The organism is Burkholderia lata (assembly GCF_000012945.1).
Classification (GTDB): domain Bacteria; phylum Pseudomonadota; class Gammaproteobacteria; order Burkholderiales; family Burkholderiaceae; genus Burkholderia; species Burkholderia lata.
The window spans coordinates 1,050,008-1,075,998 of record NC_007509.1; the positions used below are offsets into that span (position 1 = coordinate 1,050,008).

Sequence of the window (25,991 nt, forward strand, 5' to 3'; positions counted from 1 at the left end):
TTGTGCTCGTTGTTGCGCGGCGATCCGCCTGCATGCGCATTCTTCGGCGCCGTGCCCGCTGACCGCTGACCGCTGAGTCATACGTCGTATGACGTGTTGACGCGAATGTACGTCGGTTAATCGTTTAACTCACTTGGTGCATACCCGTAGAGCCACTCCCATGACGGGTTTTGGGCAAATTTCAGGGAATCGTTTTCTCTGTTTAGACGAATTTGCGCGAAACGTTTTCTGGAAGTGGGTTTGCATTCAAGCTGGGCGGATGGGCAGTTGCTTCCGCGGGTGTCGGAATGAAATCTTTCGCTTCGCTTGCAATTGTCATAGGATGACTGATCACAATGCCAGTGCGCTGGCGCGATGCCATGTGCACGCACCGGCCACGCACCACCGCGTGCGGCACGACCAGGAAGAAACGACAGGGAATTCGGACGGCGGCAGGCGGCGGCGCCTGCCCCGCCGTAGTGCGCCATAGTACGTGCGACTGGCGCCACGGTTTTGCGACTCTGCGCGACGAAGTTACTGCGACTGCCCTACGCAATGGCGACAACACCCCGTGATGTCGCCGTCCGGATTCATGCCGCATAGGTCGCATGTTCGCGCAGGGTGCACGGCTGGCACCATGCTTTTCCGGCTTTCGACCAAGTCGACGTAACCGGCTCGGCTCGCAACTCCGACGGCTCCCGGCCGTGAAGAGATGCTCGTCCATCCCATCGCGTGCTCATTTGAACGTCGGCGACGCCACTGAGAGCGGCCCTTCGTTGGAGGATGGAATCTGACAAGTCATCTGGCTGAGGGTGTGCCGGACCCACGAATTTTGCGTCGTTCTTCGAGTAACCGCGTCCACACAATCGGGTCGTCACCGACAGACGCGACGCGATCGCTGAGCCGAGCGGTATGATTGGCGCCGTGATTGCGACAATGGCTGCCCGGAGACTGGAATTGCTCAAAAACTACCTCAACAAGGATGGTGTGGACCTCTTCGCCTCATTCAAGTCGGATGCGGATCGTGAGTGGACCTGGCGGGTGATAGAGTGCATACGCGAACGTTACCCCGATGCCGATCAGTGGACGACAGGTGGGCCAAACTATCAGTACACCGACTTGCGATTCGGGCGACGCAAGTTCGGCCATTCAGCGTGGCGTGTCAGTTTTCGAATTCGGCTGAGGGCAGGACGACCTGCTTGTGAGCTTGCCAAGTGGCTCTGCAAGGGTTTGGCGAACCGTCCGGCGATGTCGCCTATGACGCATCCTGATTCGACCGCCATGAATCGCTGGCTCGACGAGTGGGCGCCGCGCATCGCCCCCTACGCGAACGACTTGATAGGGGAAGGCTACCGTCCGTCGGACTACGGCACTTCAGCGTCTCCTGACATTGACCCGGACGAGTCCGATCCAATCGAGCGGACGCCACGCGGTATGCATCCAGATGCCCGCCTTATGAACACCATTCTGTACGGTCCCCCGGGAACCGGCAAGACGTATGCCACGATTGACGAAACATTGCGCGTCTTGGATCCCGAGTTGCTGGCGCAGTATCCAGAGCCTGTCAGCAACGCTGCGGCTGACAATCTAAATCGACGTTCTGCGTTGAAGACAAGGTTCGACGAATTGGCTCAGGCCGGGCGCGTGCGCTTCGTCACCTTCCACCAAAGCTTCAGCTACGAGGACTTCGTGGAGGGAATACGTGCGGTTAGCCACAGCAATGGACAAATCAGCTATCAAGTCGTTGACGGGGTGTTCAAGGCGCTGTGCGATCGGGCACGGGGGGCCGCCGCAACCAACACATCCGTCGAGACCGAGCCGCCAATCAAACTCTCCGGACGCCGCATCTGGAAGATGTCTTTAGGTGCGGCTGAAGGCGATGACGCATACGTCTACGATGACTGCATCAAGCAAGGGATGGCGCTGCTGGGCTATGGTTACGCGCTCGACTACACCGGCTGCGTCTCACGAGCTGACGTCTCTGCACGGATGCGCGAACACGGGCATCAACCCGATGTCAACGACTACGCCGCAACGGCGGTTAACATCTTCATAAACGTGATGAAGATGGGCGACCTGCTCGTCGTTACGGACGGGAATCTGAAGTTCCGGGCACTTGGCGAGATCACGGGACCCTACCGACATATCGAACGGGAGGAAGGCGACGACTACAGGCAGAGCCGTGCTGTACGATGGCTACGGTCCTATGAGCCGTCCCTGGCCTTCGGTGAATTGATGAACAATCGCTTCAGCCAGATGACGCTTTATGAACTGCGTGACGGCTCAATCGACATGACGAAACTCGATGCCTTGCTGGCACCGGCGCCGCCACCGACTGGAGTCGACGCGACGCCTTATGTGTTGATCATTGACGAGATTAATCGGGGAAATGTGTCGCGTATCTTTGGCGAACTGATTACGCTCATCGAGCCCAGCAAACGGGCTGGCAATCCAGAAGCGTTGACGGTTACGTTGCCGTATTCGCAGACGCCATTCACGGTGCCGGACAATGTCTATCTGCTCGGTACGATGAACACGGCTGACCGCTCCCTAACGGGTCTGGATATCGCTTTGCGTCGACGCTTCACTTTCAGGGAAATGGCGCCCCGGCCAGATTTTCTGGATGACGTAGACGTTGCCGGCGTCAACATCGGCCGAATGCTTGCGGTCATGAATGAGCGCATTGAGCTATTACTTGATCGCGACCACATGCTGGGCCACGCGTACTTCATGCCGCTGGCCGCCGAAGGTGGCAACACACTGGAGACGCTGGCTCGAATCTTCAGACATCAGGTATTTCCGCTGCTTCAGGAATATTTCTTTGAGGATTGGGAGCGAATCATCTGGGTGTTGAACGATCATCGCAAGGCTGATGAATTGCGCTTCATCCGACAGCGCGGCGCGCCACTCGCACAACTCTTTGGCGCGGAGCTGGTCGGCATGCTGCGCGAAAAACGTTGGGAAGTGAACACAAAAGCCTTCGATAACGTTGAAAGCTATGCGGGCATCCTGTCGACCGAAGCATGAGCGCACGCACGCTGACCGTCCGTGAATTCGCTCGTTTAACGACGGGCGCTGTGCCCACGTCGCTAGATCAGGCGCAAGTTACGAACGCCGACTTCGAATGGCTATGCGAGATTTCGGCGCGTATGCGCGGGCGAACTGGCGCGCAGGTTCTGCATGTCGAAAGCCAGCGGTGGCTACGTCTGGACAATTATGTCGGCGTACTCGAATCGCCTGGCGGCCTGCGTCTCGAGATCCTGCCCAAGCATGTAAGCCGCGCCGACAACCAGACTGTCGAACAGGCCCGAGCGTTACTGCGCCGCATGCTTGAAGTGGCAATGGAAATTACGCCGCGCGAAGGCGACGAGGCTACCCTTCAATGCTTTGATCACCCTATCACCGAATGGATGATGCGACGGTTTCTACAGGCACTCGAGCATGTGATCAAACGAGGCATGAGACGCGACTATCTTCGTATCGAAGAAGAGCAGCGCTATTTGCGCGGCCAACTGAACATCGCAAAGCAAATGCGCGCGTCGCCTGCTCACGCCGATCTGCTGAACATCCGGTATGACGTGTTCTCGCCAGACCGTGCCGAGAACAGGCTACTCAAGTCCGGGTTGATACGCGTGAGCAAAAGCACCCGAGATGCCGATAACTGGCGCGTTGCCAATGAATTGCTGCACATCCTTCACGAGGTCCCTGCCAGTCGAAACGCGTCGGCGGATTTCCGGGCGTGGCGCACGGACCGCCTGATGGCGCATTACGTCCAGGCCAGGCCCTGGTGTCAGATCGTGTTGGGCGACCAGGTGCCGTTGGCGCTAACCGGTGAGACGCAAGGGATCAGTCTGCTGTTCCCCATGGAGAGGCTTTTCGAGCGTTACGTAGGCCACGCGTTACGCATACTTTTACCTGTTCACTACCGACTGACGGAGCAAGGTTCGCGACATTGGCTCTGCAACCATGACGGCACCGGCATCTTCAAACTCAAGCCGGATTATTTGATCGAGGGCCCAGATGCTCCGAGGATCCTCGACGCCAAGTGGAAACTGATTGACGGAGCGGACCGTACCAACAACTATGGGCTTAAACAGGCCGATTTCTATCAACTCTATGCCTACGGCCAGAAGTATCTCGGTGGCGTTGGCGAATTGAATTTGATCTATCCGCGCACGCGGCAGTTCGAGGCGGCGCTGAAGCCATTCTATTTCACTCCCGAGTTGCGCTTGCAAGTACTGCCGTTTGACCTAGACACTGCAACACTGCATGGCCTGAATTGGCTTGCGCCGGACTCTGAATTTCCCCCCAGTTATTTAGATTTGCAAGCCTATCCGCCCGGGGAGGCTGCTTACCGGTGATTCGATACACGCGAAGTCAGACCGTCACCTTCTGGGGTTCCTTTACATCCCGCGTCCTCCGCCGTATGGAAAACGTCACATACGGAACACGCTAGTAGCAGTAGCGAAGTAGGCATGGATGACATTTATGCGCTAGAGAACAGCCGTTCCTGGAATGCTGACGTGAAGGACCGCAACGGGTCGGTATCCGCTAGTCGGCCGCCACTGGATACCAACCGGCCGGGTTCGGCCATCATGCGACGGTCGCGAGAGATGCTAGCCGATCATTCGAGCGGCAGCCGCATCTCCATAGCGGCCATCCATCCGATCTCTCAAGATTGGCGGGCGGCTAGCCGGATAGGGATTCTGGTCGAATGCTGGTCGCAGAGAAGAGCCCTGATATCCTGCATGGGTCGGGTACTGGGCCATCCTCCTCATGTTTGACGAATTCGTGTTGCAGTTGACGCTCTCGATGACCGGGAAGCGGCCCGGACCGCTATTTTCGGCCGCGACTGGGCTGCCAGTGCGAACTGGCCGGAAATTACTCGCTTATCCTAATGGGGCAGAGAAAATTCGTGGGGCGATCGTCGCAGAATATGCTCGCGCGAATAAGTGCTTGATAGACGAGGCAGTGCGGCACTTTGACCGGTTTCCGGGCACACGTGCGCAGTGGCCGTCCCCTCTGGCCGATTGTGTTGCACTTACTCCACGATATGACCCGAAGCTTGGCAACTATGCTCGCTCGCTGAAACTGAGTCGCGAGTTAGATGAATGTGCGGCAACATTCAGGCGCTTGCGCGAGCTCGATGATGGTTTCGCAAAATTTCGGGAATTTCTGCTCGAAACCGACTACGTAACGGCCTCGTTTTTCCGGGATTTGAACGAGGACAATGTCGACGTTCCGCGACTCTGGTCGGCGTTTCTGGAATCGCATAGTTGGGAAGATGCGGATGAGCCTCTACGCGCTTTCGGCCTGAATGCCATCATGGATTGGTTAGCATGTTGGGACCTTGAATTCTGTATGGACTGGATCCCCAGGCTGACGCCGAATCCACTATTCACGCTTGTCGTGCCGTTCGTATCGCCGGAAGTGCTGGAGCAGAGGACGACGACTCTAAATGGGATGCGGGGCTGGTATCGGTTGCCTGTTGCGCGGCTTATCGATATCACTTCCGTATTGGCAAGCGGCGTTCTGAGCAGATCTATCCCCAAGCGAAAGCCATTTCTCGGAACTTTTGCCGTGTGGGCCAAAGTCACACCGCAATGGCTCGCGAATCTGCGGACTGGCGAGCGCAAACTCACGTTGCGGTATTTCTCCGACATGTGGGAAAACGCAGTGGGCGATAAAGGCTCGGATATCGGCGCGCCCATCCCGCTGTTCGTGGCAGCCCATGCATTTACCGTACTGTGCGTCCGACAAAATGGGTCTCGCGTTGCCCAAATCGTAACTGTGGATGTAGACCGATACCGGGCGATGTGGAACAGGCATCTGGATGCGGCAATTGCGGCGGGTGCCAAGCCTGGCACCCGTCCGTGGCCGCTGGTTTTGCAATAGCCCGCGTCGAGTCGCTTATTTCTTGCCGCCAGTCGGTTTTCCGGTACTGCGAGCGGCTGTAGACGTGGCACGGGCAGCAAAGCTTCCAGGGGCGACCTTCCCCCCATTGGCTCGAGCCGTCGCTCCTTGAATGCGTGCAGCGTCAGTCGCGGTCATTGGCGAGCGGGGGCCGTTGCCGGTTCGTGATTTAGTCATGATGTTCACCCTTTAACGATATTGAGTTGGGTGTACCCCAGATGGGCGACGCGAGGACAATTGTCTGGGCGATTCTCCACGAATTAATCCCGTTTTTCTGACGAAATTGCGATCCCGCAATGGGATGGATTGGCTGGGCCTCGTGCCGGTTACCTAACCGCGATTCCGAATTTGAGGGGCAGGTGGGGTGCTCTGACCGGTCACTCCGTGTCTCGGCTGGCGACCGGCTGGTTTGGGTCGTGCGCCGTCGATCATTGACAAGCGCCAGACTGCCGGCAGCGATCACTTCGCCGAACTTTTAGAGACGGCCCGGTACTTTACGGCGTGGCGGCGCCGCGTCATCCGTTCGATTGCAATGGCTGAAATCGCTGACGTTAGCCCAACGGCGCTCGCTGCTTGCGCCTATCGTGCTGAACAGAAGTCTGTCCAGCGTGCTACGGCAACGCCGAGGTGTGACCCGAACAATCAGTCAACCCGGTACCAGTGACCAGATTCTGGACACACAGCGGCCGGTGCGCCGTTCGACCAGACTTGCTCCTCATCCAGGTGCAGCGAGGTCGAAGGGTCGATGTCGAAGACTACCTTCAGTGCTTGCCCAACATGGGCATCTTCGATAGGAAGCTCCCAAGTCAGGAATATCTGGATGCAATCCTGGTCCGTCGCGAAGTCGGCCGCATTAAAGCCGCTGCTGCGGCGCTGAATGACGCCATGAGGCTGGCCGGTATCGAATATCACAGCTGTCCCCCGGGTCAGGGGAATGCGATGGCCCGTAGAGGGAAAATGCAGGTCCAGCCCCCGGTCCTCGCTCAGGAATAGATTGCAGAATGCCGCACCGCCATATTGCGCACCGTCATGGTGGTACCTCGCGCCACGACAGGCCATGAGGGCTACGTCACTGGAGGCAAGCACGGAGGGCAATCCTAGTGCGCACGTCCAGTCGGACATGGCCTGCACGCAGCGCTTATAGTCCGGCCAGCGCGCTTGCGTTCGCGCCAAAGGCATAGCTTCGACGTCCCCGGGTTCCAGGACGAGCCGCGACGATGTTTCTCTTTCCCAGTCCGCAAGCACGCGTGCAGAGGGAACGGGCACGTCGACCGTGCCTGATAGAACGATGTCACTTACGCGTCGACTGCGGATGGCGTCGCCGCTCCAGAAATAGGAAGTCAGCATGTCTCGAATTCGACGCTGTCGAAGGGGGGCATCTGGGCGATTGTAACGATTCAGCCTGATCACGTCGGCGAAAACGGCCAGTTCCGGTCGTTCGCATGAAGCGATGGCGGGACATTCAAACGTCGGGTGGGCGTTCAAAAGCGGACGCCCGATCGATGTATCGCGCACCGGCACCATCGGAAACCTGTCGCGGAAATCTCATTGCTGCTCCGATTCAAAGAGGCGAATGCTTTCTATCGCGCCTTCGAGCGCTGAACCGCAACAACACCCGATGAAATTGGGGACGACGGGTGCGTCCCGCTGAACCAGTCTGACGCGATCGCCCGGCCAATCCGTGCCGAGGTACGGGCCAATGGCAATTGCTGCACGCGCATCCATCTTCCATGCCGGATCGAGCATCCTCGGGGACTGGAACGCTCACGACTCCCCGTCGAACGACTGCTTCAAGCGATGGCGCAGATCTTCGAGCAGCCAGCTTCCTGCACGGCCCAGAGGTCGGTCGCGAACATGTGCCGCGTAGATAGGCAGCGATCCCGTTGGCGACAACGCTTCATCGGCAGTGTCCAGCTCGACGAGGCTACCGTCGGCCAGATACGGCTCGACGATATACGGCGGCATCTTGCACCAGCCAAAGCCAGCACGAAGGAAATCGAGTCGCCTGCCAAGATCGACGAAGCGCCAGATGCGACGCCCAATGACGCCGTGCCGGGGGCCCTCCGCGCCATAGGCATCGGACAAAACGAGCTGCACGTGCGACTCCAGATCGTATCGGGTGAGCGGCCGGCCAAGGCGAACGAGCGGGTGATCGGCGGCGGCGACAGGCACCAGCGTCAGGTCCATGAGCGGATAGGCGATCAGGTCGTCCGGAATGGACGGCAACAGCAGGCACAGTGCGAGCGATGCTGCGTTGTCGCGCAGACGTTGTTCGGCGCCGCCCACCCCCTCGGTGGAGAACGAAACCGGCAGGTCCGGGAAAGCATCGTGCAACGCACGCAGACTGGCTATGAGCGGCGCGGTCGGGACCAGCGGGTCGATCGCCACGGTGATTGACGGTTCAAGCCCTGTCTTCGTACCTGCCGCAATGGCCTCGAATCGGTCTGCGCTCGCCAGGACGGCGCGGGCCTGCTCAACGAGCGCGCGGCCAACCGGTGTCAGCACGGGTCGTTGTCGGGTGCGGTCGAACAGTTCGATTCCCTGTGTTTCCTCGAGCGTTCTGACCGACTGGCTGATGGCCGACTGAACGCGCCCAAGTGCGCGGCCAGCGGCCGAGAAACTGCCGACATCGCTAATGGTTACGAGGACACGCAACTGATCGAGTGTGAGACTGCCGATCAAATCCATCTCTAAATGTGATTGAAACCATCGAAATTTAATCACTTCCTGAGTTAGGTGTCACGTCTTATATTGCGTTGCCTGTTCGCAGGCTTGCGCATCACGCGATGCGGCGCGTCTTGCAGAAAATCCGTCCGGCAAGACCGTTCTCCCATCCATCAACGTCAAAGGTTCCTCGCATGCCCACCTTGCTCGTAGTCGAAGCCAGCCCGCGCGGCGAACAGTCCATCTCCCGTGGACTCACGAAAATGTTCGTCAATCAATGGAAGCGGGAACAGCACGACGGCCGCGTGATCCAGCGCGACCTGATGGCGACCGACCTGCCGTTTGTGACGATGCCGTGGCTCGGCGCCTATTTCACGCCCCCGGAACATCAAACGCAGGATATGAAAAACCTTCTGCGTCTTTCCGATGAACTCGTGGCGGAGATACTGTCCGCTGACCACATCGTCATTGGCACGCCGGTTTACAACTACAACGTCCCCGCCGTGCTGAAGGCGTATATCGACCATATCGTGCGAAAAGGCAAAACGCTGGGCTTCTCCGGCGAAGGTCTGGTTAAAGGCAAGGCATGCACGATCGTGATGGCGTCCGGTGGCGCTTACACGCCGGATTCGCCCATTCGGGACCGCGATATCGCGACCGGCTATTTGCGACTGATCCTCAAGGTGATCGGGATTGAAGACGTCACGGTCATCGCAGGGGGGAACGCAAAGGCGGTCGATATGGGTGAAATATCGCGTAGCGACTTCCTCGAAGCGTTCGCGTCCGATATGGCTGACGCAGCGGCAAGACCCGTAGTGCAGGTGTAAATCTGGGCGGCCGGCATCCTCACAAACCGGCCACTCGATTGGCTGCAATGGACAGACGGGTTCGGGTAGCTGCAGTCAACCGGGCGCAACGCAATGCCACTGCGTTGGCGCCGCAGTCAACCAATCGCACGAACTCCGACGACCGCCCCGACGCCGGTGGAGCAACTGAACGTAAATCGCCGATTTTCTGCGCACACCGTGGCCGATACTCTGGCGCCCTACGCCCACGCCTGCCCCGCGCCGTCACGTCTGCATGACCAGCGACGTCAGTTGCGCCGCGCGCGCCACGGCCGTCTTCGCGTAGATCGATTTGATCTGCGTGCGGATCGTGCCGATCGACACACCGCGCAGCGCCGCGCATTCCTGCGGCGACAGCCCGTCGCAGCACAGCAGCACGGCGAGATCGGCCTCGGCCGACGACAGCCCGTAGAACACGCGCAGCCGCTGCGCGCGGGCCGACGGCGAACGCAGGTCGGCGGCCGTCATCAGTGTCGCGACGCCCGGCCGCTCGCGCATCAGGCGCGATTGCTCGGGCACCGGCATCAGCGCCAGCGGCAGCGGTTCGCCCGTTACGCGCCGCAACAGCAGCCCGCCGCGCGCGTACGCGTGCCGCCATTGCGCATCGTCGACACAGCCTTCCGGCACGAATCGCCCGTTCACGACCCGCAGCGCCGGTTCCGCCGCGATCATTTGATCGGCCGCGCGATTCGTATAGCGCAGTTCACGCTGCGCGCCGAGCAGGAAGACCGGCACCGGAATCGCATCGAGCGCCGATTCGGCGGCGGCCACGCGCGCCTCGAGCTCGCCGATCCGTGCCTGGATCTGCAGCGCGCGGCTGATGTGCATCCCCATGTTTTCGATCGCGTGGCGCTGATCGTCGGAAAGGCCCTGCGATTCGGGGCCGCCCTGGACGCTGAGGAATGCGCCGGAACCCTCGCTGCGATGGATGTACAGGCCCGAGATGCTGCCGAGCCCGTAAGGGTGAAGGAATTCCTGGTAGAACGCGCTGTGCGCGCGCTGGTGCGCGGACAGGTGCTTGACGTCCTCGAACCAGCGGCCCGCCGGCCAGTTGGCGGCGACCGGCACGACCGGGTCGTACAGATAGAACTCGGTGTTGTAGGTGTGGTAACACGCGGCGACCCATGACGCGTCGTCACCCGCCGCCTGCTCGATCGCCGGCACCCGCGCCGCGTCGTCGAAAGACAGCAGCGTGACCATGCGCACGCCGACCCACGATCGCAGCCCGTCCAGCACCGTTTCCCATCTTTGATCGCCCAGTGCCGCAGCGTAGACGTCATCGATCCATGCCGATGGAATCATCCCGTTCATTTGCATCTGGCCACCCCGCGCCGTGCGTTTTTGTCGAACGTCTTCTGCGCATCTTAGTCAATCGGCGCCAACGTTTAAATCACTCGTTCGTGTTTGATCGAAATACCACGTTTGTTACCGTTTATCGTCAGACGTAATAGCCGCTATTCCGGTCCACGCGGCGCTGCCGGCTTTTCATCCGGATCACGGTATGCCATGATGCGGCGCATGACGATTCGAAACACCACGCTCTCGCTGCACCATCACCACGGACGCCCCCTGTTGCGCCGCGGCTCGTTTCGCATCTAGCAATTGCATCGGGTGAATACCCGATCAAGACGACAACCAAGGCGCCTCCGGCGCCTTTTTTGTTTTTTGCCGCCTGAAAAACCGGCTGCGCCGGTCAATCGAACCCGTATGGAGTGTTTTCAATGCAACAGCCCTGGAAAGCAGTCGCCTTGTCGGATTTACCGCTCCGCGAGGATCTCAAGTTGCAGCACGCGTACGGGGCGCCGCAGCTCGATGTGCCGGTCTGCCTGAACGTCAACGAGAATCCCTATCCGCCGTCGCCCGCGCTCGTCGAGCGCATCGCGACCGCGGTGGCCGACGCCGCGCGCGCGGCGAACCGCTATCCCGATCGCGACTTTGCCGCGCTGCGCTCGCATCTGGCGGCGTACCTGACGCACGACACCGGCGTGACGGTCGACGCATCGAGCGTCTGGGCGGCCAACGGCTCGAATGAAGTGATCCAGCAGATCCTGCAGGCATTCGGCGGCCCGGGGCGATCGGCGCTGGCCTTCACGCCCGCGTATCCCATGTATGACGAATACTGCCGCACGACTTTCACGCGCCTGCATACGTTGCCGCGCACCGAGGATTTCGCGCTGGATCTGAATCAGGCCCTCGACAGCATTCGCGCGCACCAGCCGGGCGTGGTGCTGCTGACGTCGCCGAACAACCCGACCGGCACCGCGCTGCCGATTGACGATATCCGCGCGATACTCGACGCCGCACCGGGCGTGGTCGTCGTCGACGAAGCCTATGCGGAGTTCCGGCGTCACGGCGTCCCCAGCGCAGTGACGCTGCTGCCGGCGTATCCGCGGCTCATCGTCACCCGCACGCTGAGCAAGGCGTTCAAGTTCGCGGGCGGCCGCGTCGGGTATTGCGCGTGCGCGCCTGCGATCGTCGAAGCATTGAAGCTGGTTCGATTGCCCTATCACCTGTCCGCCTTTACCCAGGCGGCGGCCTGCGCGGCGCTGGTCGCGCGTGACGAGATGCTGTCGCAAGTGGAGGCGATCAAGGCCGAGCGCGATTCGACCGTCGACTGGCTGCGTGGCCTGGGCCTCACGGTGGCCGATTCCGACGCCAACTTCGTGATGTTCGGCGAGTTTGCGGATCGGCACCGGATCTGGAGCGGCCTCCTGCGCCGCGGTGTGCTGATTCGCGAGTCGGGCCCGCCGCCGTATCTTCGCGTGTCCATCGGCACCGGCGCGGAGATGGCCGCGTTTCGTGCGGCCCTGCTTGACGTGATGGCGCTCGAATAAGCGACCGGCCATCCGGTCGACGACGCGATGGCGCGCATGCTCGCGCGGCATCCGACGGTGTACTTACTTCATCGTCGCGAACCGCATTTCCATCGCGTTGATCTTCGCGAGCACCGCTTCGCTGAGCTTTCTGACATGGCGAGGCACATCGGGCGCCGACAGCAGCTCCTCGATTCGCCCTCGCCAGTAGCTCGGATGCCGCACACGCGCCGCACCCGACATCGACACATCGTCAGCGTTCGGCTCGCTGTCCAGGAGAGCGACCATTCTCTGAATGTGAGAGAGCTCTCGTTCCGCATAGTCTCGTGCCAGCATATTGATTGAAATCCCCGAAATACGACAGCAGGCCTTCCGTCATCAACGCGCCATCGTGTTGCGATGAAAAGGCCTCACCGCACACGTTTGTCGCCATCGTACGCAGAAGCTGTGTCAGTAAACCGCGTGGGCATTCGCTGATTTCGATACGGAATGGGGAGCCTGTCCAATTGTTCTGATGACTTCCGGCCCCGATGCCCTGTGGTCAATCGTAGGCTGACTGTTGGGCGATGACATCTCCCAAAGTGGGGATGCGGAGCGATATTGGCGGGGCGGTGTTTCCGGGATTTTCTGACCGTCGGGCATCGCGCGGCAGGCATGCGGTTGCCGACAACGCGAAATTGGCCGACTACCTGAACGGCATACCGTCTGCGCTCTGCTGCCGGGCAGACGGCGAGGATGTGGACCGTGCACGGGCCAAGTGCATCGTTCGCATGCACGACGACTGCGGACGCGAACGTGCAGCACTGTGTTGCCGCATGCGTCGGCTGCGTCCGCTCGTTGCTCGATGAGCGAGCACGTGTGATTGCCCGGATACGGTTCGAACGACAACGCAGCCCACTTACCCAACCCGCCGCGCACCTTCATATCGCAGGTGTCGAACGCCGCCTGGAGCTTCGCGAGATCCTCATCGGCAAGCAACCTGTCGAAGTCCTTTTCGACAGCCTCTCTTTAGCTTTCCGCATTGCTGGCGCCTGCTGTCACTGGCAGGCGTGCCTTGCGTCGGATATCGGAATGTTTCGCGGAACTACACACTCGCGAGATAGGGTCCGCTGGAGTCAGATTTCGACATCGCCGTGCTTCAGTCCGAAAATAAAATCGACTTCCACCGAAGCGCCTTTGGGTAATTGCAGCACGCCGACCGACGTGCGCGTATGAACGCCGGCATCGCCAAGCACCGCGTACAGAATGTCGGATGCGCCGTCGGCAACTTCGCTTTGCATCGTGAAGCCGGGTGCACTTCGCACATACACGGTGATACGCGGTACCGTCGCTATCGCGTCGAGCGTGCCGCAGCGCTTCCTGATCAGCGCCAGCGCACGCAGCGCCGATACGCCGGCAGCCCGGCGACCGTCGTCGAGCGAAACGGATTCCCCGACTACGCCCACGAAATGCACCACGTCGCCGATACGCGGAATCTGGCCGGCAATATAGGCCGTGTTGCCGTCGACCAGAACGGGCGTGTACTTTCCGCCGATCCTGATTTCCTCGTCCGGATTGAAGCCGAATTCGGCCGCGATCTGCGTCAGCTTATTGTCTCTGTTCATTAGTGAATTCCCCGATACCTCAGAAAAATGTAAAGAATAATTAAGTCTCGACGGCTTGTCTCCAGGAAGAAAATGCGTTGCGAACAGTCAAAGTTACGCGCCGCAGCCGTTAAAAGTTTCCGGGTAATCCTCTACGTTTTCTCATACATGACACACTTCTCAGGTGTTCGAAGCAGTCCTGCATCGCTTTATCGATGACAAATCTCGTAGTCGAAGAGAATTTCCTAAAAATTTGCCGCTGAAACCGCTATCATGTGTGTACTCAACCTGAAGAGTGATACATGGCAACTTACAAGGAACTGAAAGCCCAAATGGAAGCTTTGGCCGAGAAAGCCGAAGCTGCCCGTGCCGCGGAATTCCAGGCGATCGTCGACGACATCCGCACCAAAGTGGCGGAATTCGGCATTACCGAGAAAGACATTTTCGGTACGCGCCGTGGTCGACCGGCCAAGCAAGCGGCCGCCCCCGTGCAGGCAAAGTATCGCGACCCGAAAACCGGGGCAACCTGGTCGGGCCGCGGTCGCGCGCCGGCATGGATCAAGGACGCGAAGAATCGCAATCGATTCCTGATCCAGGAATAAGATTCTCGACACGCACCGGCGCGCGATTCAGCGCGCCGTCCTGCTATTTGGGCATCGACACCGGCGGTATTCAAAGACCGTTCCGGTTGATGAAGCTTTGTCTCAATCGGCGCGTGGCGTGCATGCTACGCGCCGGTTCGCATTTCGCCCCGCCCAATATTTCCTGATTCAACGTTCGTAATAAATCGCAAGCCAGACGGATTGCGTTTCTTCGTGCGTCCACGCAACGCGATGGCGGCAATGCGGCTCGATCAGCACGTAGTCGCCGGGATGCATTTCATGGCGCGTCGGGCCTTCTTCGAATTCGAGTACGGCTGCGCCCGACAACAACACGACCCATTCTGCGCGCGAGTCGTCATACCAAAAGCCATCGGGGCTCGTGTGGCCCATCGATACGATCCGCTCGACGTTCAGACGCTGCCCGGTGACGAGGAGGTCGATTTGTTCATCGGCGTCACGCTGGCTATCGGTGGTGAACAGGTTGCCGGCTTGAAGGTGCATGGGGTGGCCTCGTCGGTGGCATTCAGGGAAAAGAATCAGGCATTGAGGTGGCGGGGAATGTTCACTGTAGTCCAACGACCGCTATTGAAGCTGACTCGTTTCGTCGGGAAGCGCTGCGGCAGTTCGGGAACCCCTTGCACGTTCAAGCGCTTCCATCGCCTCAACGGTGCATGTTTTTTACAGGCTTGATAAAGGGTGTCGTGCGCAAAGATGAATCAGGTTTGCGTACGCTGAATGCACTCGACGAAATATTCGAGCGCCGCCGTCAACACCAGATCGCGCCGATGCATGAGCCCGAGCGTCAAACGCGGCTGGCATGCGTCCGTATCCAGCCGCTGCAAAAGGCCTGACCGAACCGGTTCTTCCAGCAGAAATTCCGGCCATACGCTGACGGTGCCAGGCTCCTGCGCAAGCAGCCCGTAAAGCCGCTGCGACGTGCATACATTCACATGCGACGGCAATGGCAATGCGCGCTCGCCGCACAGTTCGCGCCAATACGCGGGCAGACTTTCGCGAGTATGGCCATAGAGCCAGCGTGCGCGCACGAGATTTTCGAGCCGCGTCTCGTCCGCCAACGCATCGCTCTGACGCACCGCCAACACCTGCGCGGCTTCGCTGAGTGGCACCACGCGATATTCCGCCGTCACGTCGCTACTGGCGATAAAGGCCACACACAGATCGAACGACCCATCGCGCAGCCCGTCGATGATCTGCGTGGGCAGGCATTCGTACACGTTGAGCCGCACGTCGGGCAAGCGCGCACGAAAAGCGCACAACGCCTGCGGCATCGCAAATGACGACGCCAACAGCGACACGCCAATCGACAGCGTGCGCTCCGCGCCCGTGCGCATCTCCTCCAGTTCGCGTTCCGCGCTGGCGATTTCCGCCACGACGGCGCGCGCGCGGCGCAGCAGCATTTCGCCATAGCGCGTGAGGCGCACGCCTGCGCCGCTGCGCTCCAGCAATTGCACGCCGAGGCGCGCTTCCAGTTCCTTGATGCTCTTGGTGACCGCGGGCTGGGAGACGTTGAGTGCATCTGCGGCAGCCATGAGCGTGCCGTGCTCCGCGATGGCCACGAGCGTCTGCAATTGCGCTGTCTTGAGCGTGCCTCGTTCCATAAGCATTCGCTATGAGCATGAGAAATTGGAAATTGGCGGCAGGCGCCCCGCCCCTAGTATGCGAGCTCCGGCACAACCGAAGGCCGGAAGTATACAAGGAGGCAATAGTGGCATCGAACCCGGTCGATTTCGACATCGACGAACTCGTCGCCTTGCGGCGCGACATCCATGCCAATCCGGAAGTGGCGTTCGCCGAGCATCGCACGAGCGAACTCGTCGCCGCCAAACTGCGCGCCTGGGACATCGAGACCCATACCGGTATCGGCCGCACGGGGGTCGTCGGTGTCGTGCACGGTCAGCGCGGCCCCGGGCGCGTGATCGCCTTTCGCGCCGACATGGACGCCCTGCCGATGGAGGAAGAAGGCCGCCCGCTGCACCGCTCGTTGCGGCAAGGCGTGTTTCACGGTTGCGGACACGATGGCCATACCGCCATGCTGCTCGGCGCCGCCCGCCACTTCAGCCGCCACCGTGACTTTGCGGGCACGCTCGTGCTGGTTTTCCAGCCCGCCGAGGAAACCGGCGGCGGCGCGAATGCGATGCTCGCGGACGGCCTGGAAACGCGCTTTGGGTATGACGAAATCTACGCGCTGCACAATGCGCCTCATTTCGCGCCCGGCACTTTCGGCGTGCTCGACGGCGCGATGCTGGCCTCGTGCGACGAAGTCGTGATTCGCATCGACGGCGTAGGCGGGCATGGATCGGCGCCCGAAAAGACTCGCGATCCGGTAATGGCGGCGGGGCAATTGATCTGCGCGCTGCAAACCGTCGTCAGCCGTTCGATCGAGCCGAGCGCCACGGCCGTGCTGAGCATCGGCAGTGTGCATGCAGGCAGCGCGCCCAACGTGATCCCCTCGCACGCCGAATTGACAGGCACATTGCGTGCCTTCGACGAAACCGTGCGCGCGCTCGCCAAGTCGCGCATCGACACAATCTGCGCGGGCGTCGCGACGCTCAGCGAGTGCGACATTGCCGTCGAGTTCCGCAACAGCTCGCCCGCGACCGTGAATCATCGCGAACAGGCCGAAGCGGCAGCGCGCGTCGCCAGCGGTATTTTCGGCGCGGAAAACGTGTTGCGCGACTTCCCGCCACTCAACGGCTCCGAGGACTTCTCCGAATTCCTGCTGCGTCGCCCCGGTGCGTACGCGCTGCTGGGACAAGGCGGCGTCTATTGCCATCACCCCGAATTCGATTTCAACGACGACGTGCTGCCGCTCGGCGTGCGCTTCTTCGTTGAACTCGCCCACGCGCGCTTCGCGGCCTGACCACCCGACTTCAACACGATCAAGGACATTTCGATGAAACACCTCAAATCGCCTGCGCTGCGCACTGCGATCATCTGCGCGGCGGCGGCCTTCATGTGCGCTGGCGCATCGGCCGCTACCTTGCGTTTCGGGACCGATCCGAGCTATCCGCCCTACGAATACAAGCAGCCCGACGGCAAACTGGCCGGGCTCGACATCGATATCGGCAATGCAATCTGCGCGGCGGCCAACGTGCAGTGCGTGTGGGTCGAAATCAGTTTCGACGGCCTGATCGCCGGGTTGCAATCGCGCAAGTTCGACGCCATCAACGCCTCGCTCGCACCGACCGCGGCCCGTCGCGCCGTGATGGATTTCACGCAGCCTGTCTACCCCGCGGATATTCGCCTTGTCGCGGCTCGCGGCAGCCATCTCACGCCGGACGTGACGTCGCTTTCGGGCAAACGCGTGGGCGTGCTGCAAGGCTCCACGCAGGCCGCATTCGCGAAAGCCAACTGGGCGCCGCATCAGGTACTCGTCCAGGAGTACCCGGATCAAGAGAGCATTTACGCCGATCTCGTCAATGGAAGACTCGACGCGACGGTCGTGCTCGGATCGGCGGCGAAGCTCGGTTTTCTTGGCAAGCCGCAAGGCGCGCGCTTCGAACTGGCAGGACCGCGTATCGACGATCCCGCGATTCAGGGCGCGAGCAGCGTGATTGGCGTGCGCAAGGGCGATGGCCGCACGCGGCAGGCGCTCGACGCCGCACTCACGCGACTCAAGCAGGACGGCACGATCAATCGACTCGAAAAGCAGTATCTCGGCGACGTTCCCGACGCGAAATGACTGCACCGCGGACGATTGACGTCCTCCGCAGAGCAACACCTTAAAACAACATATCGGAGATCCAATGAAAAAATCCCACCTGCTCGTGGGCATGCTTGCAGGCATGACGCTCACGCCTGCGTGGGCGCAGAGCACCGTTACGCTGTTTGGATTGATCGATCAGGGGATCGACTACACCAGCAACGTGCGCGGTCATGGCGTCACGGAAATGCTGAGCGGTGCGGCGCAAGGCAGCCGCTGGGGTGTGCGGGGATCGGAAGCGCTGGGCGGCAAACTATCGGTGGTCTTCCAGCTCGAAAACGGCTTCGACGCCAGTTCGGGGCGGCTCATGGAAGGTGGCCGCATGTTCGGGCGGCAAGCGTGGGTGGGTATCGCGCACGACGATATCGGCAGGCTCACGTTCGGCCGCCAGTACGACTCACTCGTCGAATATCTCGCCCCGCTCACGGCGAACGGCAACTGGGGCGGTTTCCTGTTCCAGCATCCGTATGACAACGACAACACGGACAACTCATTCCGTCTCGACAACGCCGTGCAGTTCAATAGCAGCAATATGGGCGGATTGCAGTTTGGCGCGACCTATGCGCTCTCGAACACGCCCGGCCAGATATCGACCAACAACGCGCAGAGTCTTGGTGTGAGTTATTCGGTCAACGGGCTGTCGCTGGGCGCGGCATGGCTGAACGTGACGAATCCAGGTGCCACCGCGCTGGGCGCCGTGACCACCGACGATGCGGGTTTCGTGGCCTCGCGCCATCGCGTCTACGGCGCGGGCGTCAACTATCAACTCAAGCAGGTGACGCTGGGCTTCGTGTACACGCATACGAGCCTGAACGATCCGACCGCGTACTCGTACATCAGCGGTGCGATCGTGCCTGCGGGGCAGCACGCGTCGACGCTGAAATTCGACAACTTCGAGGTCAATGCAAACTGGGCGATCACGACCGCGCTCATGCTCGGCGCGATGTACAACTATACCCAGGCGACGCTCGACACGTCAGCGGGCACCTATCGGCCGAAATATCACACTTTCGGCGCGATGCTCGACTACGCGCTCACGAAGCGCACCGACGTTTATGCGATGGCGAGCTATCAGCGCACCGTCAGCGCAAACAGCGGCACCGCGCTGGATCAGGCGTACGCCGGCGGCGCGGACGACATCTCGTCCACGCAACGCCAACTCGTCGGCCGCGCCGGTCTGCGACACAAGTTCTGAGCGTGAGGAAAAGGGGCCTTGGAGCGCTCGTGAATATCATCGAGCACTCCAGGGGCCCCAGGGCGCCAGCGACCGCCGTGCAGCTCGCATTTCGAGCGCCGCGACATTGTCGTGACGACCCTTGGGCTCAAGCAGCACTTCGTCACTGCTGGCAGAAAGCCAATCCGTTGAAGGCCTTTTCAACCCACGACACCAGCCTGAGATGCTGCGCTACTAGCAGGCAGTCTTCCTTGCCGGAGTAATGCACCCACTACTCCGGCCGTCCAAGCCGGCGATCAGAACCCGTGGTACATGCCGATGTTGACTTGAACCTGGTTGCCGCCCGATGCGGTGTTGCCGAAGTCAGCCGCCGACGCCTGAGCGCCCTGGGCATGAACGTACGCACCCATCGCATACAGCGCGGTGCTCTTCGACAGCGAGTAGGTCGCCCCCAGCGACACCTGGTTGATCGACGCCATCGTGCGGCCTTCGGCGGCCAGCTTGGGCGCGGCTGCGGAACCGTAGACGTACGTGTACCCGGTCGCCAGCGACAGCGCCGGATTGACCTGGTACTGCAGGAGCGCACCCAGCACGTTGAAGTGGATCGACGGCTGGCCGGCGTTGCCCTGGTACTGGGCGTTCGAGTAGCGCAAGCCAGCCGTGTACGGACCAATCTGGTATTGAGTCGCGACTTGCGCGATGCCCGCGCTCTTGAACGCATTGCCGCCGTTGTAACCCGAACTCGGATAGCCCAGCGCACCACCGAAACTCGGTTGCGCCGTGGCGTTCGTCCACCCGTTCGCACCCTGGTTGACCGCACGGAAGTAGCCGCCGGCGACCGTCAGACCACCCTGAGCGTAGTTCGCGGCCACCGACCACGACTGACCCGAACCCGTCGAACCGGCAACGCCGCCAAACGAGTACGCGCCTTCAGCCTGGAAGCCGTGGTAGAGCGGCGAAATATACTTCACGGCGCTGTTCTGGTTCGTCGTGTTGTCGTTGTTGTCGACGTCGCCCGGGGTCGAGAAGGTCGACGCCGAAATGGCGTCGCCCGTCAGGACTTGAACCATTTCCGTCACGGCGTCGAGCTGGCGCCCCAAGCGCACGGTACCGTACTGATCGGACGAGAGGCCCACGTAGGCCTGGCGGTTGAACAGCGAACGCGAGGTGCCGATAGGCCCTTGGCCGCCGATGCCGCCTGTCCCGATGTTGAAACCGTTTTCGATCTTGAAGATTGCCTTGAGGCCGCCGCCGAGATCTTCCGTCCCCCTGAGGCCCCACTTGTTCGAACCTGCGGCACCACCGTCGAGGCCGAACCTGCTGTGGCCATTGATGTTCGACGTGTAGCCGATACCCGAATCGAGCATGCCATACAGGGTGATCGACGACTGTGCCATTGCTGCCGACGATGCTGCGAAGGCGGCAACAGCGATAACGCTGACCTTGATGTTCTTGTTTTTCATCTGTATTTCACTGTCAGGAGTGGTTTCGGGATTGTTTGAAACGGGTTTTTTTGTATTCGAATGCAGACGACGGCGCACGGCCTGCGCGTCGTCTCAAGCTGAAACGGCCGACGTCATATTCACCAGATCGGCATATTTGACTCGATCATTTCGTCATCCTCAAAATTACATGCAGGAAGGCGCCTCGCATCTCGACCTATCCGGCATGCCCTCGATTAGAACCATCGCGGCGCCCCAACCTGGACGCAAGCCGCTGCCTTGCTTTCGTTACCGCTCCAGCCATACGGCACCGCCGGTCGCGCAAAGGAACTCGCCCCCTGCGCAATGATTCCCGAACGCGTGTTGCCCACCGGCAGGCACGCGAGGATCCGGACGAACAGCGGTGCCGAATCCGCAAAGCCGAAAAACTCGAGCGGATCACCGCGCGGAACCGAACGTTTCTTCGATGGCATTTCGAAGAAGCACTGCATCGTCACGTTCCACGCTCGCGCAATACCCACGAGCGAGGTCAGCGATGACGAAACCGGACCACGCTCGACCTGCGACAACAAGCGACCTGGAGATGCCGACCGCCATTGCAGGCCGATCGGGCGTCCGGTTCAGCCGCCGGCGAAGTACGCCAACTTTTCGCCGAACGCCAACGCAACCGGGTCACACTTTGCAGGTGCGAAAAACCATATCAGGAACATAAATCGTCGTCAAAATTTGTTTGATATAAGTTAATCGCGTTTGATAACCTTGCGTCTTACCGGGATTTCCCTAATTGAAACCAGCATCAAGAGTTAGCGGGATCCGCACCGCCACTTTGATGCGCGATCAGGCAAGGATCGCGGGGGCGAACGGGAGCGCCTATACGGTGACTGCGGACGATCTAAGCCCGGACGTTGCGTCGCGCCTGGAGTCGCGGCGAGAAGAAGCCAGCATTCTGGTTGGCATCGTGGGAGACGCTTCTTCTACGCCATTGAATGGCGCCATTTAGAGAGGATGATCGGGAGAATCGGGTATTCGGATCCGCGACGCGGTTTCGGCTGATCGTGACTGCTTTTCGTTACCTGACTTTTGTGGAAAGCGCGACACGCCTCACACGATTCGCGGGCTGCTGTTCTTCGCGGCATTTCATGGTGCGATCAAAGTTGTCCGGCAGACGGAAGCTCAGTATGCGCTAACGGTAACGACGATCCTTGGCGGACGGCATGGCGAATCGATTTCCGGGATATCGCGGATCGCCGGGCAGCCCGCAAAGCGCACTGCCCCCTGGAAAACAACAAGCGAACCCGTCGAGGATGCAGAGATTGACGCACCCAACCAGCGCTTCTGATGTTTGAGCGCATAGGTCAGTTTCGGGTGAACGTCAACCGCCGCGTCGCGCTCAGATCCCCATCCGTTCCGCGACACCGTCTCGATCGACGAACTTGTGTTTCAGTCCGGCCGCGACGTGCATGGCCAGCAATAGGCCCAGCGTCAGCACCAGCGCGCGATGCAACGTATCGGTAAGGAGTCGCAAGGGTTCGTCGCGGCCGACAAGCACGGGCAATTCCGCGATTCCGAAGAAACTCACCGGATGGGCGCCAGCGAGGCGGTGCACGTAGCCGGTCAGCGGCACGAGAAACAGCAGCAGGTACAGCACGCCGTGCAGTACACCCGCGATCCGTGCCTGCCACGCCGGAACGCTGGCCGGCAGCGGCGGCGGCGTATGCGTCGCACGCCACACGAGGCGTGGCACGGTCAACATGAAGATCAGACTGCCGATCGATGCGTGATAGAACAGGATGCTGTTGAACTGCGACGAGTTGTGCGGAAACGTATCCATGTAGATGCCGATCGACAGGTTCAACAGGATCAAGATTGCGATCGACCAGTGCATGGCGATCGCGAAGCGCGCATAGGCGACATGGTTGGGGTGTGACATGGCGGTCTCTCTGGGTCGGTTGGGCGGTGTGCACCTGTACGTTCGATGTGGTGAACGACGTGACGCCCCCGATATACCGGTACCGGCCAGCATTTATTCCCGCAGCACGCATCAGTCGCCACTATTTTTCATGGAAGGCAACTGATGGATCTTGAAAGGTATGGGTTGTCTTGGGCGGCATGGCACCGAAGGCAACACCATCGGGCGCGCCACCAACATCCGACGACACGGTGCCGCTCAAACAGCTGACGTCCGCTCATCCGCGGTCGCGCCAGCGCGAATCCCGGCGGTAATGAAGGTCACCAGATGCTCGGCCTTGCGCTTCAGCGCGCCGGCCTTGACCTTGCCGCCCGAGATCCGTTCGATGCGGCTGTCGAACACACTCATCACCAACGCGCCCACCGCGAACAAGTAGGCCCAGTGAGCATAGTTCGCGCTATGGCCCGGCAGCGTCTTCCTGATTGCGCTGATGAACTCCGCCGCAAACGGATCGAAATAGGCAGCAACGATGCCGCGCTCGACCTCGCGCGGATCGGAAGCCTCGCGCGCAACGAGTTTGGCATACGCCAGTCCGGACTCGGTATTCTGGATTTGCATCACCGGGAGCACGAAGGCGCGCACGATATGCTCGAGCGGGTCTTCCCCTGCAGTCACGGGTTCGCGAAGCAAACCCAACCGGGTGTCGAGCACTGTCTTGCGGCGCTCGAACAGCGCGCGGTACAGCCCCATCTTGGTTTCGAAGTGATACACGATCAACGGCAAGCCGACCTCTGCCGCCGACGCAATATCCCGCATCGAAACGCCATCGAAACCGCCTTCGGCAAACAATCGCTCTGCCACGTCGAGCACCCGCTCACGCTTGCTCGTTTCGACCGTTCGTTGCGCACCCTTCCCGCTCCGTACACCGGCCGCCTTCCCCGTGACTTCCTTCGCTTGCATGGTTTCTCCGCTGTCCTGTGGCTCGATTGTCGCGAATGCCAATCCTTTCATTGTGCGGCGCCAGTTTACACCAACACGATACTGACTGTACGATCGTACAGTCTACATAACGTGAACGCTGCCATGCAGCGTCGGTGGTAAGTCCCCCAAACCAGGAGCAACCGCACATGACACGACGCTTCGTCGATCTTTCGATCTATCTGGAAAACGACGTCATTTCCGATCCACCGGGTTACGGCCCCAAGATTCAGTATCTGACGCACCGGAATACGGCCAAAGCCGTTACGGCCTTCTTTCCCGGCCTGCAGGAAACCGACCTGCCCGACAACGAAGGCTGGGCCATCGAACACATCCAGTTGAGCACGCACAACGGGACTCATCTGGATGCGCCCTATCACTTCCACAGCACAATGAACGATTCGACGGGCGAGCGGGAGCGTTCGACAACCATCGACGAAGTCCCGCTCGATTGGTGCTTCCAGCCCGGCGTGAAGCTTGATTTCACCGGCTTCGACGATGGCTACGTCGTGACTGCTGCCGACGTCGAAGCCGAGCTTGCGCGCATCGGCCACGCACTCAAGCCGCTTGAAATCGTCGTCGTCAACACGCGTGCGGGCAAGCGCTACGGACAACCCGACTATGTGTCCTCGGGTTGCGGCATGGGCTTCGACGCGACCATGTACCTGCTCGAACGAGGTGTACGCCTGACTGGCACCGACGCGTGGAGCTGGGACGCGCCGTTCACCCATACCGCGAAGAAGTATGCCGAAACGCGTGATGCATCGCTGATCTGGGAAGGGCACAAGGCCGGCCGCAAGATCGGTTATTGCCACCTGGAGAAACTCCACAATCTCGAGGTGCTGCCACCTCACGGCTTCTTCATCTCGTGCTTCCCGCACAAAATCCGGGGCGCCTCCGCTGGCTGGACTCGCGCGGTCGCGATTTTCGACGACGCCCTCAATGCAACAGCTTGCGACCTGCATCGAACCGCATAGGCGAGGAGCCTCGATGGAACTGAATCACACACACGACGTCACGCAACGTAGTTGGCTGGAAACGGCCAACGTGGCGGGGACCGACTTTCCGTTGCAGAATTTGCCACTCGGCGTGTTCCGCCGCCGCGGTGGCGGTGAAACCTGGCGCGGCGGGATCGCGATCGGCGACCAGATCGTCGACCTCGCTGCGTTACAGCAGGCGGGCTGCATGGATGGCCTGGCACTCGACGCCGTGCGAGCGGCCACGGCAACCACACTGAATGCGCTGCTCGAGATGGGGCCGACGGCCTGGCAGGCATTGCGCCACGCACTCTTCGAACTGCTGCGGGCCGGCAGTCCACATGAGCCGGGCGTACGGAAGACGCTGGTATCACAAGCGGAAGCCGAGTACGCCGTACCCGTGCGTATCGGCGACTACACCGACTTCTACACGTCGCTCGATCATGCGGTGAACTGCAGCCGCCCGCTCGGCATGGCGATCAGCCCGAATTTCGACTGGTTACCCATCGCCTATCATGGCCGCGTGTCGTCGATTGGCGTCAGCGGTCAGCAGGTCTACCGGCCAATGGGGCAATTCCGCCCGGATCCGTCCGCCCCTCCCGTTCATGACGCCTGTCGCCGGCTCGACTACGAGCTGGAACTGGGCGCGGTGATCGGGGTCGGCAATCCGCGCGGCAATTCCGTCCCGCTGCGTGACGCTCAACGGCATATTTTCGGGCTCTGCCTGCTGAACGATTGGTCCGCGCGCGACATCCAGTCGTGGGAAATGCAGCCGCTCGGGCCATTCCTCGCGAAGAATTTCGCGACGACGATATCGCCCTGGCTGGTCACCCTCGAAGCATTGCTGCCGTATCGCACCACGTGGTCACGCGCCGCCGAACGCCCGCAGCCGCTCGACTACCTGTCCTCGGACGACAACCGCGCGGCCGGTGCGTTCGACATCCAGCTCGAGGCATCGATCCTCAGCGCGCGTCAGCTCGCGCAAGGACGCCAGCCGCGCACGTTGACGCGCACCAGTTTCCGGCATCAATACTGGACGTTGGGGCAGATGATCGCGCACCACACGATGGGGGGCTGCAACCTCCAGCCGGGTGACCTGCTGGGAAGCGGCACCATCTCGGGCCCGTCATCGGGCGAAGCCGGTGCGTTGATCGAACTCACGGTCGGTGGCACGCAACCCGTCGATATCGGCAACGGGGAAAGCCGCTCGTTCCTCGACGACGGCGATACCGTCATTTTCCGGGGCTGGTGCGAGCGCGATGGCTTTGCACGAATCGGTTTCGGCACCAACCACGGAACCGTATTGCCGGTGCCGTCCGCGGAAAGCGCGCATTGACCGCAAGTCATTTCGCAATCGACCACTGAGACCATGCGAGGACCATGTGTGT

General features: G+C 60.8%; 23 protein-coding genes. 11 read left to right on the top strand and 12 right to left on the bottom strand.

What is annotated here, in order from left to right:
- Window positions 1-936: 936 nt before the first annotated feature.
- From BCEP18194_RS41855 to BCEP18194_RS04475, 3 genes are all read left to right on the top strand, one after another.
- The gene (locus BCEP18194_RS41855) at window positions 937-3,006 is read left to right on the top strand and encodes an AAA family ATPase (protein WP_157687119.1); all 2,070 of its coding nucleotides are present in this window, start codon (window positions 937-939) and stop codon (window positions 3,004-3,006) included.
- Window positions 3,003-4,340 carry an McrC family protein gene (locus BCEP18194_RS04470; RefSeq protein ID WP_011350126.1) on the top strand — a complete coding sequence of 446 codons (1,338 nt, stop codon included), beginning with the start codon at window positions 3,003-3,005 and terminating at the stop codon, window positions 4,338-4,340. Before BCEP18194_RS41855 ends, BCEP18194_RS04470 begins: the two co-directional genes overlap by 4 nt.
- A gap of 415 nt (window positions 4,341-4,755) precedes the next feature.
- Window positions 4,756-5,874, top strand: coding sequence for a hypothetical protein (locus tag BCEP18194_RS04475; RefSeq protein WP_011350127.1), 1,119 nt, complete (start codon window positions 4,756-4,758; stop codon window positions 5,872-5,874).
- A gap of 15 nt (window positions 5,875-5,889) precedes the next feature.
- Here BCEP18194_RS04475 and BCEP18194_RS39190 read toward each other — a convergent pair whose 3' ends face one another.
- The 3 genes from BCEP18194_RS39190 to BCEP18194_RS04485 form a co-directional block, all read right to left on the bottom strand.
- Window positions 5,890-6,069, bottom strand: a complete 180-nt coding sequence (locus BCEP18194_RS39190; RefSeq protein WP_081436537.1) for a hypothetical protein — start codon at window positions 6,067-6,069, stop codon at window positions 5,890-5,892.
- Window positions 6,070-6,534: 465 nt separating this feature from the next.
- Window positions 6,535-7,239, bottom strand: coding sequence for a hypothetical protein (locus BCEP18194_RS04480; RefSeq protein WP_041492499.1), 705 nt, complete (start codon window positions 7,237-7,239; stop codon window positions 6,535-6,537).
- A gap of 417 nt (window positions 7,240-7,656) precedes the next feature.
- Window positions 7,657-8,580, bottom strand: a complete 924-nt coding sequence (locus tag BCEP18194_RS04485) for a LysR family transcriptional regulator (protein WP_011350129.1) — start codon at window positions 8,578-8,580, stop codon at window positions 7,657-7,659.
- A 170-nt stretch (window positions 8,581-8,750) separates the two neighbouring features.
- Between BCEP18194_RS04485 and BCEP18194_RS04490 the strand changes: the two genes are divergently transcribed.
- The gene (locus BCEP18194_RS04490) at window positions 8,751-9,383 is read left to right on the top strand and encodes an FMN-dependent NADH-azoreductase (RefSeq protein ID WP_011350130.1); all 633 of its coding nucleotides are present in this window, start codon (window positions 8,751-8,753) and stop codon (window positions 9,381-9,383) included.
- Window positions 9,384-9,626: 243 nt separating this feature from the next.
- Here BCEP18194_RS04490 and BCEP18194_RS04495 read toward each other — a convergent pair whose 3' ends face one another.
- The gene (locus BCEP18194_RS04495; RefSeq protein WP_011350131.1) at window positions 9,627-10,718 is read right to left on the bottom strand and encodes a helix-turn-helix transcriptional regulator; all 1,092 of its coding nucleotides are present in this window, start codon (window positions 10,716-10,718) and stop codon (window positions 9,627-9,629) included.
- 404 nt (window positions 10,719-11,122) lie between these two features.
- Here BCEP18194_RS04495 and BCEP18194_RS04500 point away from each other — a divergent pair, with 404 nt between their 5' ends.
- Window positions 11,123-12,235: a histidinol-phosphate transaminase gene (locus BCEP18194_RS04500; RefSeq protein ID WP_011350132.1), complete on the top strand. Its 1,113-nt coding sequence runs from the start codon at window positions 11,123-11,125 to the stop codon at window positions 12,233-12,235.
- Between the two features lie 63 nt (window positions 12,236-12,298).
- On the opposite strand, the gene BCEP18194_RS04505 is transcribed toward BCEP18194_RS04500, so the two are convergent.
- Both BCEP18194_RS04505 and BCEP18194_RS04510 read right to left on the bottom strand, forming a co-directional pair.
- Window positions 12,299-12,550 carry a hypothetical protein gene (locus tag BCEP18194_RS04505; RefSeq protein WP_011350133.1) on the bottom strand — a complete coding sequence of 84 codons (252 nt, stop codon included), beginning with the start codon at window positions 12,548-12,550 and terminating at the stop codon, window positions 12,299-12,301.
- Window positions 12,551-13,329: 779 nt separating this feature from the next.
- Entirely contained in the window at window positions 13,330-13,818 is a 489-nt protein-coding gene (locus BCEP18194_RS04510) for a RidA family protein (protein WP_011350135.1), read from the bottom strand.
- Between the two features lie 281 nt (window positions 13,819-14,099).
- Here BCEP18194_RS04510 and BCEP18194_RS04515 point away from each other — a divergent pair, with 281 nt between their 5' ends.
- Window positions 14,100-14,399, top strand: a complete 300-nt coding sequence (locus BCEP18194_RS04515) for an H-NS family nucleoid-associated regulatory protein (RefSeq protein WP_011350136.1) — start codon at window positions 14,100-14,102, stop codon at window positions 14,397-14,399.
- A 168-nt stretch (window positions 14,400-14,567) separates the two neighbouring features.
- Here BCEP18194_RS04515 and BCEP18194_RS04520 read toward each other — a convergent pair whose 3' ends face one another.
- On the bottom strand, window positions 14,568-14,900 hold the full coding sequence (locus tag BCEP18194_RS04520) for a cupin domain-containing protein (protein ID WP_011350137.1): 333 nt from the start codon (window positions 14,898-14,900) through the stop codon (window positions 14,568-14,570).
- Window positions 14,901-15,115: 215 nt separating this feature from the next.
- Window positions 15,116-16,018, bottom strand: a complete 903-nt coding sequence (locus BCEP18194_RS38645; protein ID WP_050781550.1) for a LysR family transcriptional regulator — start codon at window positions 16,016-16,018, stop codon at window positions 15,116-15,118.
- Between the two features lie 17 nt (window positions 16,019-16,035).
- On the opposite strand from BCEP18194_RS38645, the gene BCEP18194_RS04530 reads away from it, so the two are divergent.
- The 3 genes from BCEP18194_RS04530 (at window position 16,036) to BCEP18194_RS04540 (ending at window position 19,318) form a co-directional block, all read left to right on the top strand.
- The gene (locus BCEP18194_RS04530) at window positions 16,036-17,280 is read left to right on the top strand and encodes a M20 aminoacylase family protein (protein ID WP_081436553.1); all 1,245 of its coding nucleotides are present in this window, start codon (window positions 16,036-16,038) and stop codon (window positions 17,278-17,280) included.
- Between the two features lie 93 nt (window positions 17,281-17,373).
- On the top strand, window positions 17,374-18,102 hold the full coding sequence (locus BCEP18194_RS04535; RefSeq protein ID WP_244272874.1) for an ABC transporter substrate-binding protein: 729 nt from the start codon (window positions 17,374-17,376) through the stop codon (window positions 18,100-18,102).
- A gap of 64 nt (window positions 18,103-18,166) precedes the next feature.
- Window positions 18,167-19,318, top strand: coding sequence for a porin (locus BCEP18194_RS04540; protein WP_011350141.1), 1,152 nt, complete (start codon window positions 18,167-18,169; stop codon window positions 19,316-19,318).
- Between the two features lie 275 nt (window positions 19,319-19,593).
- On the opposite strand, the gene BCEP18194_RS04545 is transcribed toward BCEP18194_RS04540, so the two are convergent.
- From BCEP18194_RS04545 to BCEP18194_RS04560, 4 genes are all read right to left on the bottom strand, one after another.
- Window positions 19,594-20,760 carry a porin gene (locus BCEP18194_RS04545; RefSeq protein WP_011350142.1) on the bottom strand — a complete coding sequence of 389 codons (1,167 nt, stop codon included), beginning with the start codon at window positions 20,758-20,760 and terminating at the stop codon, window positions 19,594-19,596.
- Between the two features lie 215 nt (window positions 20,761-20,975).
- A complete protein-coding gene (locus tag BCEP18194_RS38650; RefSeq protein WP_157687120.1) occupies window positions 20,976-21,311 on the bottom strand; it encodes a hypothetical protein in 336 nt (111 codons plus the stop codon).
- Between the two features lie 818 nt (window positions 21,312-22,129).
- The gene (locus BCEP18194_RS04555; protein ID WP_041492501.1) at window positions 22,130-22,669 is read right to left on the bottom strand and encodes a cytochrome b; all 540 of its coding nucleotides are present in this window, start codon (window positions 22,667-22,669) and stop codon (window positions 22,130-22,132) included.
- Window positions 22,670-22,906: 237 nt separating this feature from the next.
- Window positions 22,907-23,608, bottom strand: coding sequence for a TetR/AcrR family transcriptional regulator (locus tag BCEP18194_RS04560; protein ID WP_011350146.1), 702 nt, complete (start codon window positions 23,606-23,608; stop codon window positions 22,907-22,909).
- Between the two features lie 167 nt (window positions 23,609-23,775).
- On the opposite strand from BCEP18194_RS04560, the gene BCEP18194_RS04565 reads away from it, so the two are divergent.
- Both BCEP18194_RS04565 and fahA read left to right on the top strand, forming a co-directional pair.
- A complete protein-coding gene (locus BCEP18194_RS04565) occupies window positions 23,776-24,603 on the top strand; it encodes a cyclase family protein (protein ID WP_011350147.1) in 828 nt (275 codons plus the stop codon).
- Between the two features lie 13 nt (window positions 24,604-24,616).
- Complete coding sequence (gene fahA, locus BCEP18194_RS04570) at window positions 24,617-25,939, top strand: fumarylacetoacetase (RefSeq protein WP_011350148.1); 1,323 nt, start codon at window positions 24,617-24,619, stop codon at window positions 25,937-25,939.
- Window positions 25,940-25,991: the final 52 nt, after the last annotated feature.

Excerpts from the sequence above, each read along its gene's own strand:
- BCEP18194_RS04565 (WP_011350147.1), top strand. The coding sequence starts at position 23,776 with ATGACACGACGCTTCGTCGATCTTTCGATCTATCTGGAAAACGACGTC.
- BCEP18194_RS04555 (WP_041492501.1), bottom strand. The coding sequence starts at position 22,669 with ATGTCACACCCCAACCATGTCGCCTATGCGCGCTTCGCGATCGCCATG.
- BCEP18194_RS04475 (WP_011350127.1), top strand. The coding sequence starts at position 4,756 with ATGTTTGACGAATTCGTGTTGCAGTTGACGCTCTCGATGACCGGGAAG.
- BCEP18194_RS04500 (WP_011350132.1), top strand. The coding sequence starts at position 11,123 with ATGCAACAGCCCTGGAAAGCAGTCGCCTTGTCGGATTTACCGCTCCGC.
- BCEP18194_RS38645 (WP_050781550.1), bottom strand. The coding sequence starts at position 16,018 with ATGGAACGAGGCACGCTCAAGACAGCGCAATTGCAGACGCTCGTGGCC.
- BCEP18194_RS04545 (WP_011350142.1), bottom strand. The coding sequence starts at position 20,760 with ATGAAAAACAAGAACATCAAGGTCAGCGTTATCGCTGTTGCCGCCTTC.
- BCEP18194_RS04470 (WP_011350126.1), top strand. The coding sequence starts at position 3,003 with ATGAGCGCACGCACGCTGACCGTCCGTGAATTCGCTCGTTTAACGACG.
- BCEP18194_RS04495 (WP_011350131.1), bottom strand. The coding sequence starts at position 10,718 with ATGCAAATGAACGGGATGATTCCATCGGCATGGATCGATGACGTCTAC.
- BCEP18194_RS04490 (WP_011350130.1), top strand. The coding sequence starts at position 8,751 with ATGCCCACCTTGCTCGTAGTCGAAGCCAGCCCGCGCGGCGAACAGTCC.
- BCEP18194_RS04540 (WP_011350141.1), top strand. The coding sequence starts at position 18,167 with ATGAAAAAATCCCACCTGCTCGTGGGCATGCTTGCAGGCATGACGCTC.
- BCEP18194_RS04520 (WP_011350137.1), bottom strand. The coding sequence starts at position 14,900 with ATGCACCTTCAAGCCGGCAACCTGTTCACCACCGATAGCCAGCGTGAC.
- BCEP18194_RS04485 (WP_011350129.1), bottom strand. The coding sequence starts at position 8,580 with ATGGATTTGATCGGCAGTCTCACACTCGATCAGTTGCGTGTCCTCGTA.
- BCEP18194_RS04530 (WP_081436553.1), top strand. The coding sequence starts at position 16,036 with ATGAGAAATTGGAAATTGGCGGCAGGCGCCCCGCCCCTAGTATGCGAG.
- BCEP18194_RS04510 (WP_011350135.1), bottom strand. The coding sequence starts at position 13,818 with ATGAACAGAGACAATAAGCTGACGCAGATCGCGGCCGAATTCGGCTTC.
- BCEP18194_RS04535 (WP_244272874.1), top strand. The coding sequence starts at position 17,374 with ATGTGCGCTGGCGCATCGGCCGCTACCTTGCGTTTCGGGACCGATCCG.
- BCEP18194_RS04560 (WP_011350146.1), bottom strand. The coding sequence starts at position 23,608 with ATGCAAGCGAAGGAAGTCACGGGGAAGGCGGCCGGTGTACGGAGCGGG.
- BCEP18194_RS04480 (WP_041492499.1), bottom strand. The coding sequence starts at position 7,239 with ATGCTGACTTCCTATTTCTGGAGCGGCGACGCCATCCGCAGTCGACGC.
- BCEP18194_RS04515 (WP_011350136.1), top strand. The coding sequence starts at position 14,100 with ATGGCAACTTACAAGGAACTGAAAGCCCAAATGGAAGCTTTGGCCGAG.
- BCEP18194_RS39190 (WP_081436537.1), bottom strand. The coding sequence starts at position 6,069 with ATGACTAAATCACGAACCGGCAACGGCCCCCGCTCGCCAATGACCGCG.
- BCEP18194_RS04505 (WP_011350133.1), bottom strand. The coding sequence starts at position 12,550 with ATGCTGGCACGAGACTATGCGGAACGAGAGCTCTCTCACATTCAGAGA.
- fahA (WP_011350148.1), top strand. The coding sequence starts at position 24,617 with ATGGAACTGAATCACACACACGACGTCACGCAACGTAGTTGGCTGGAA.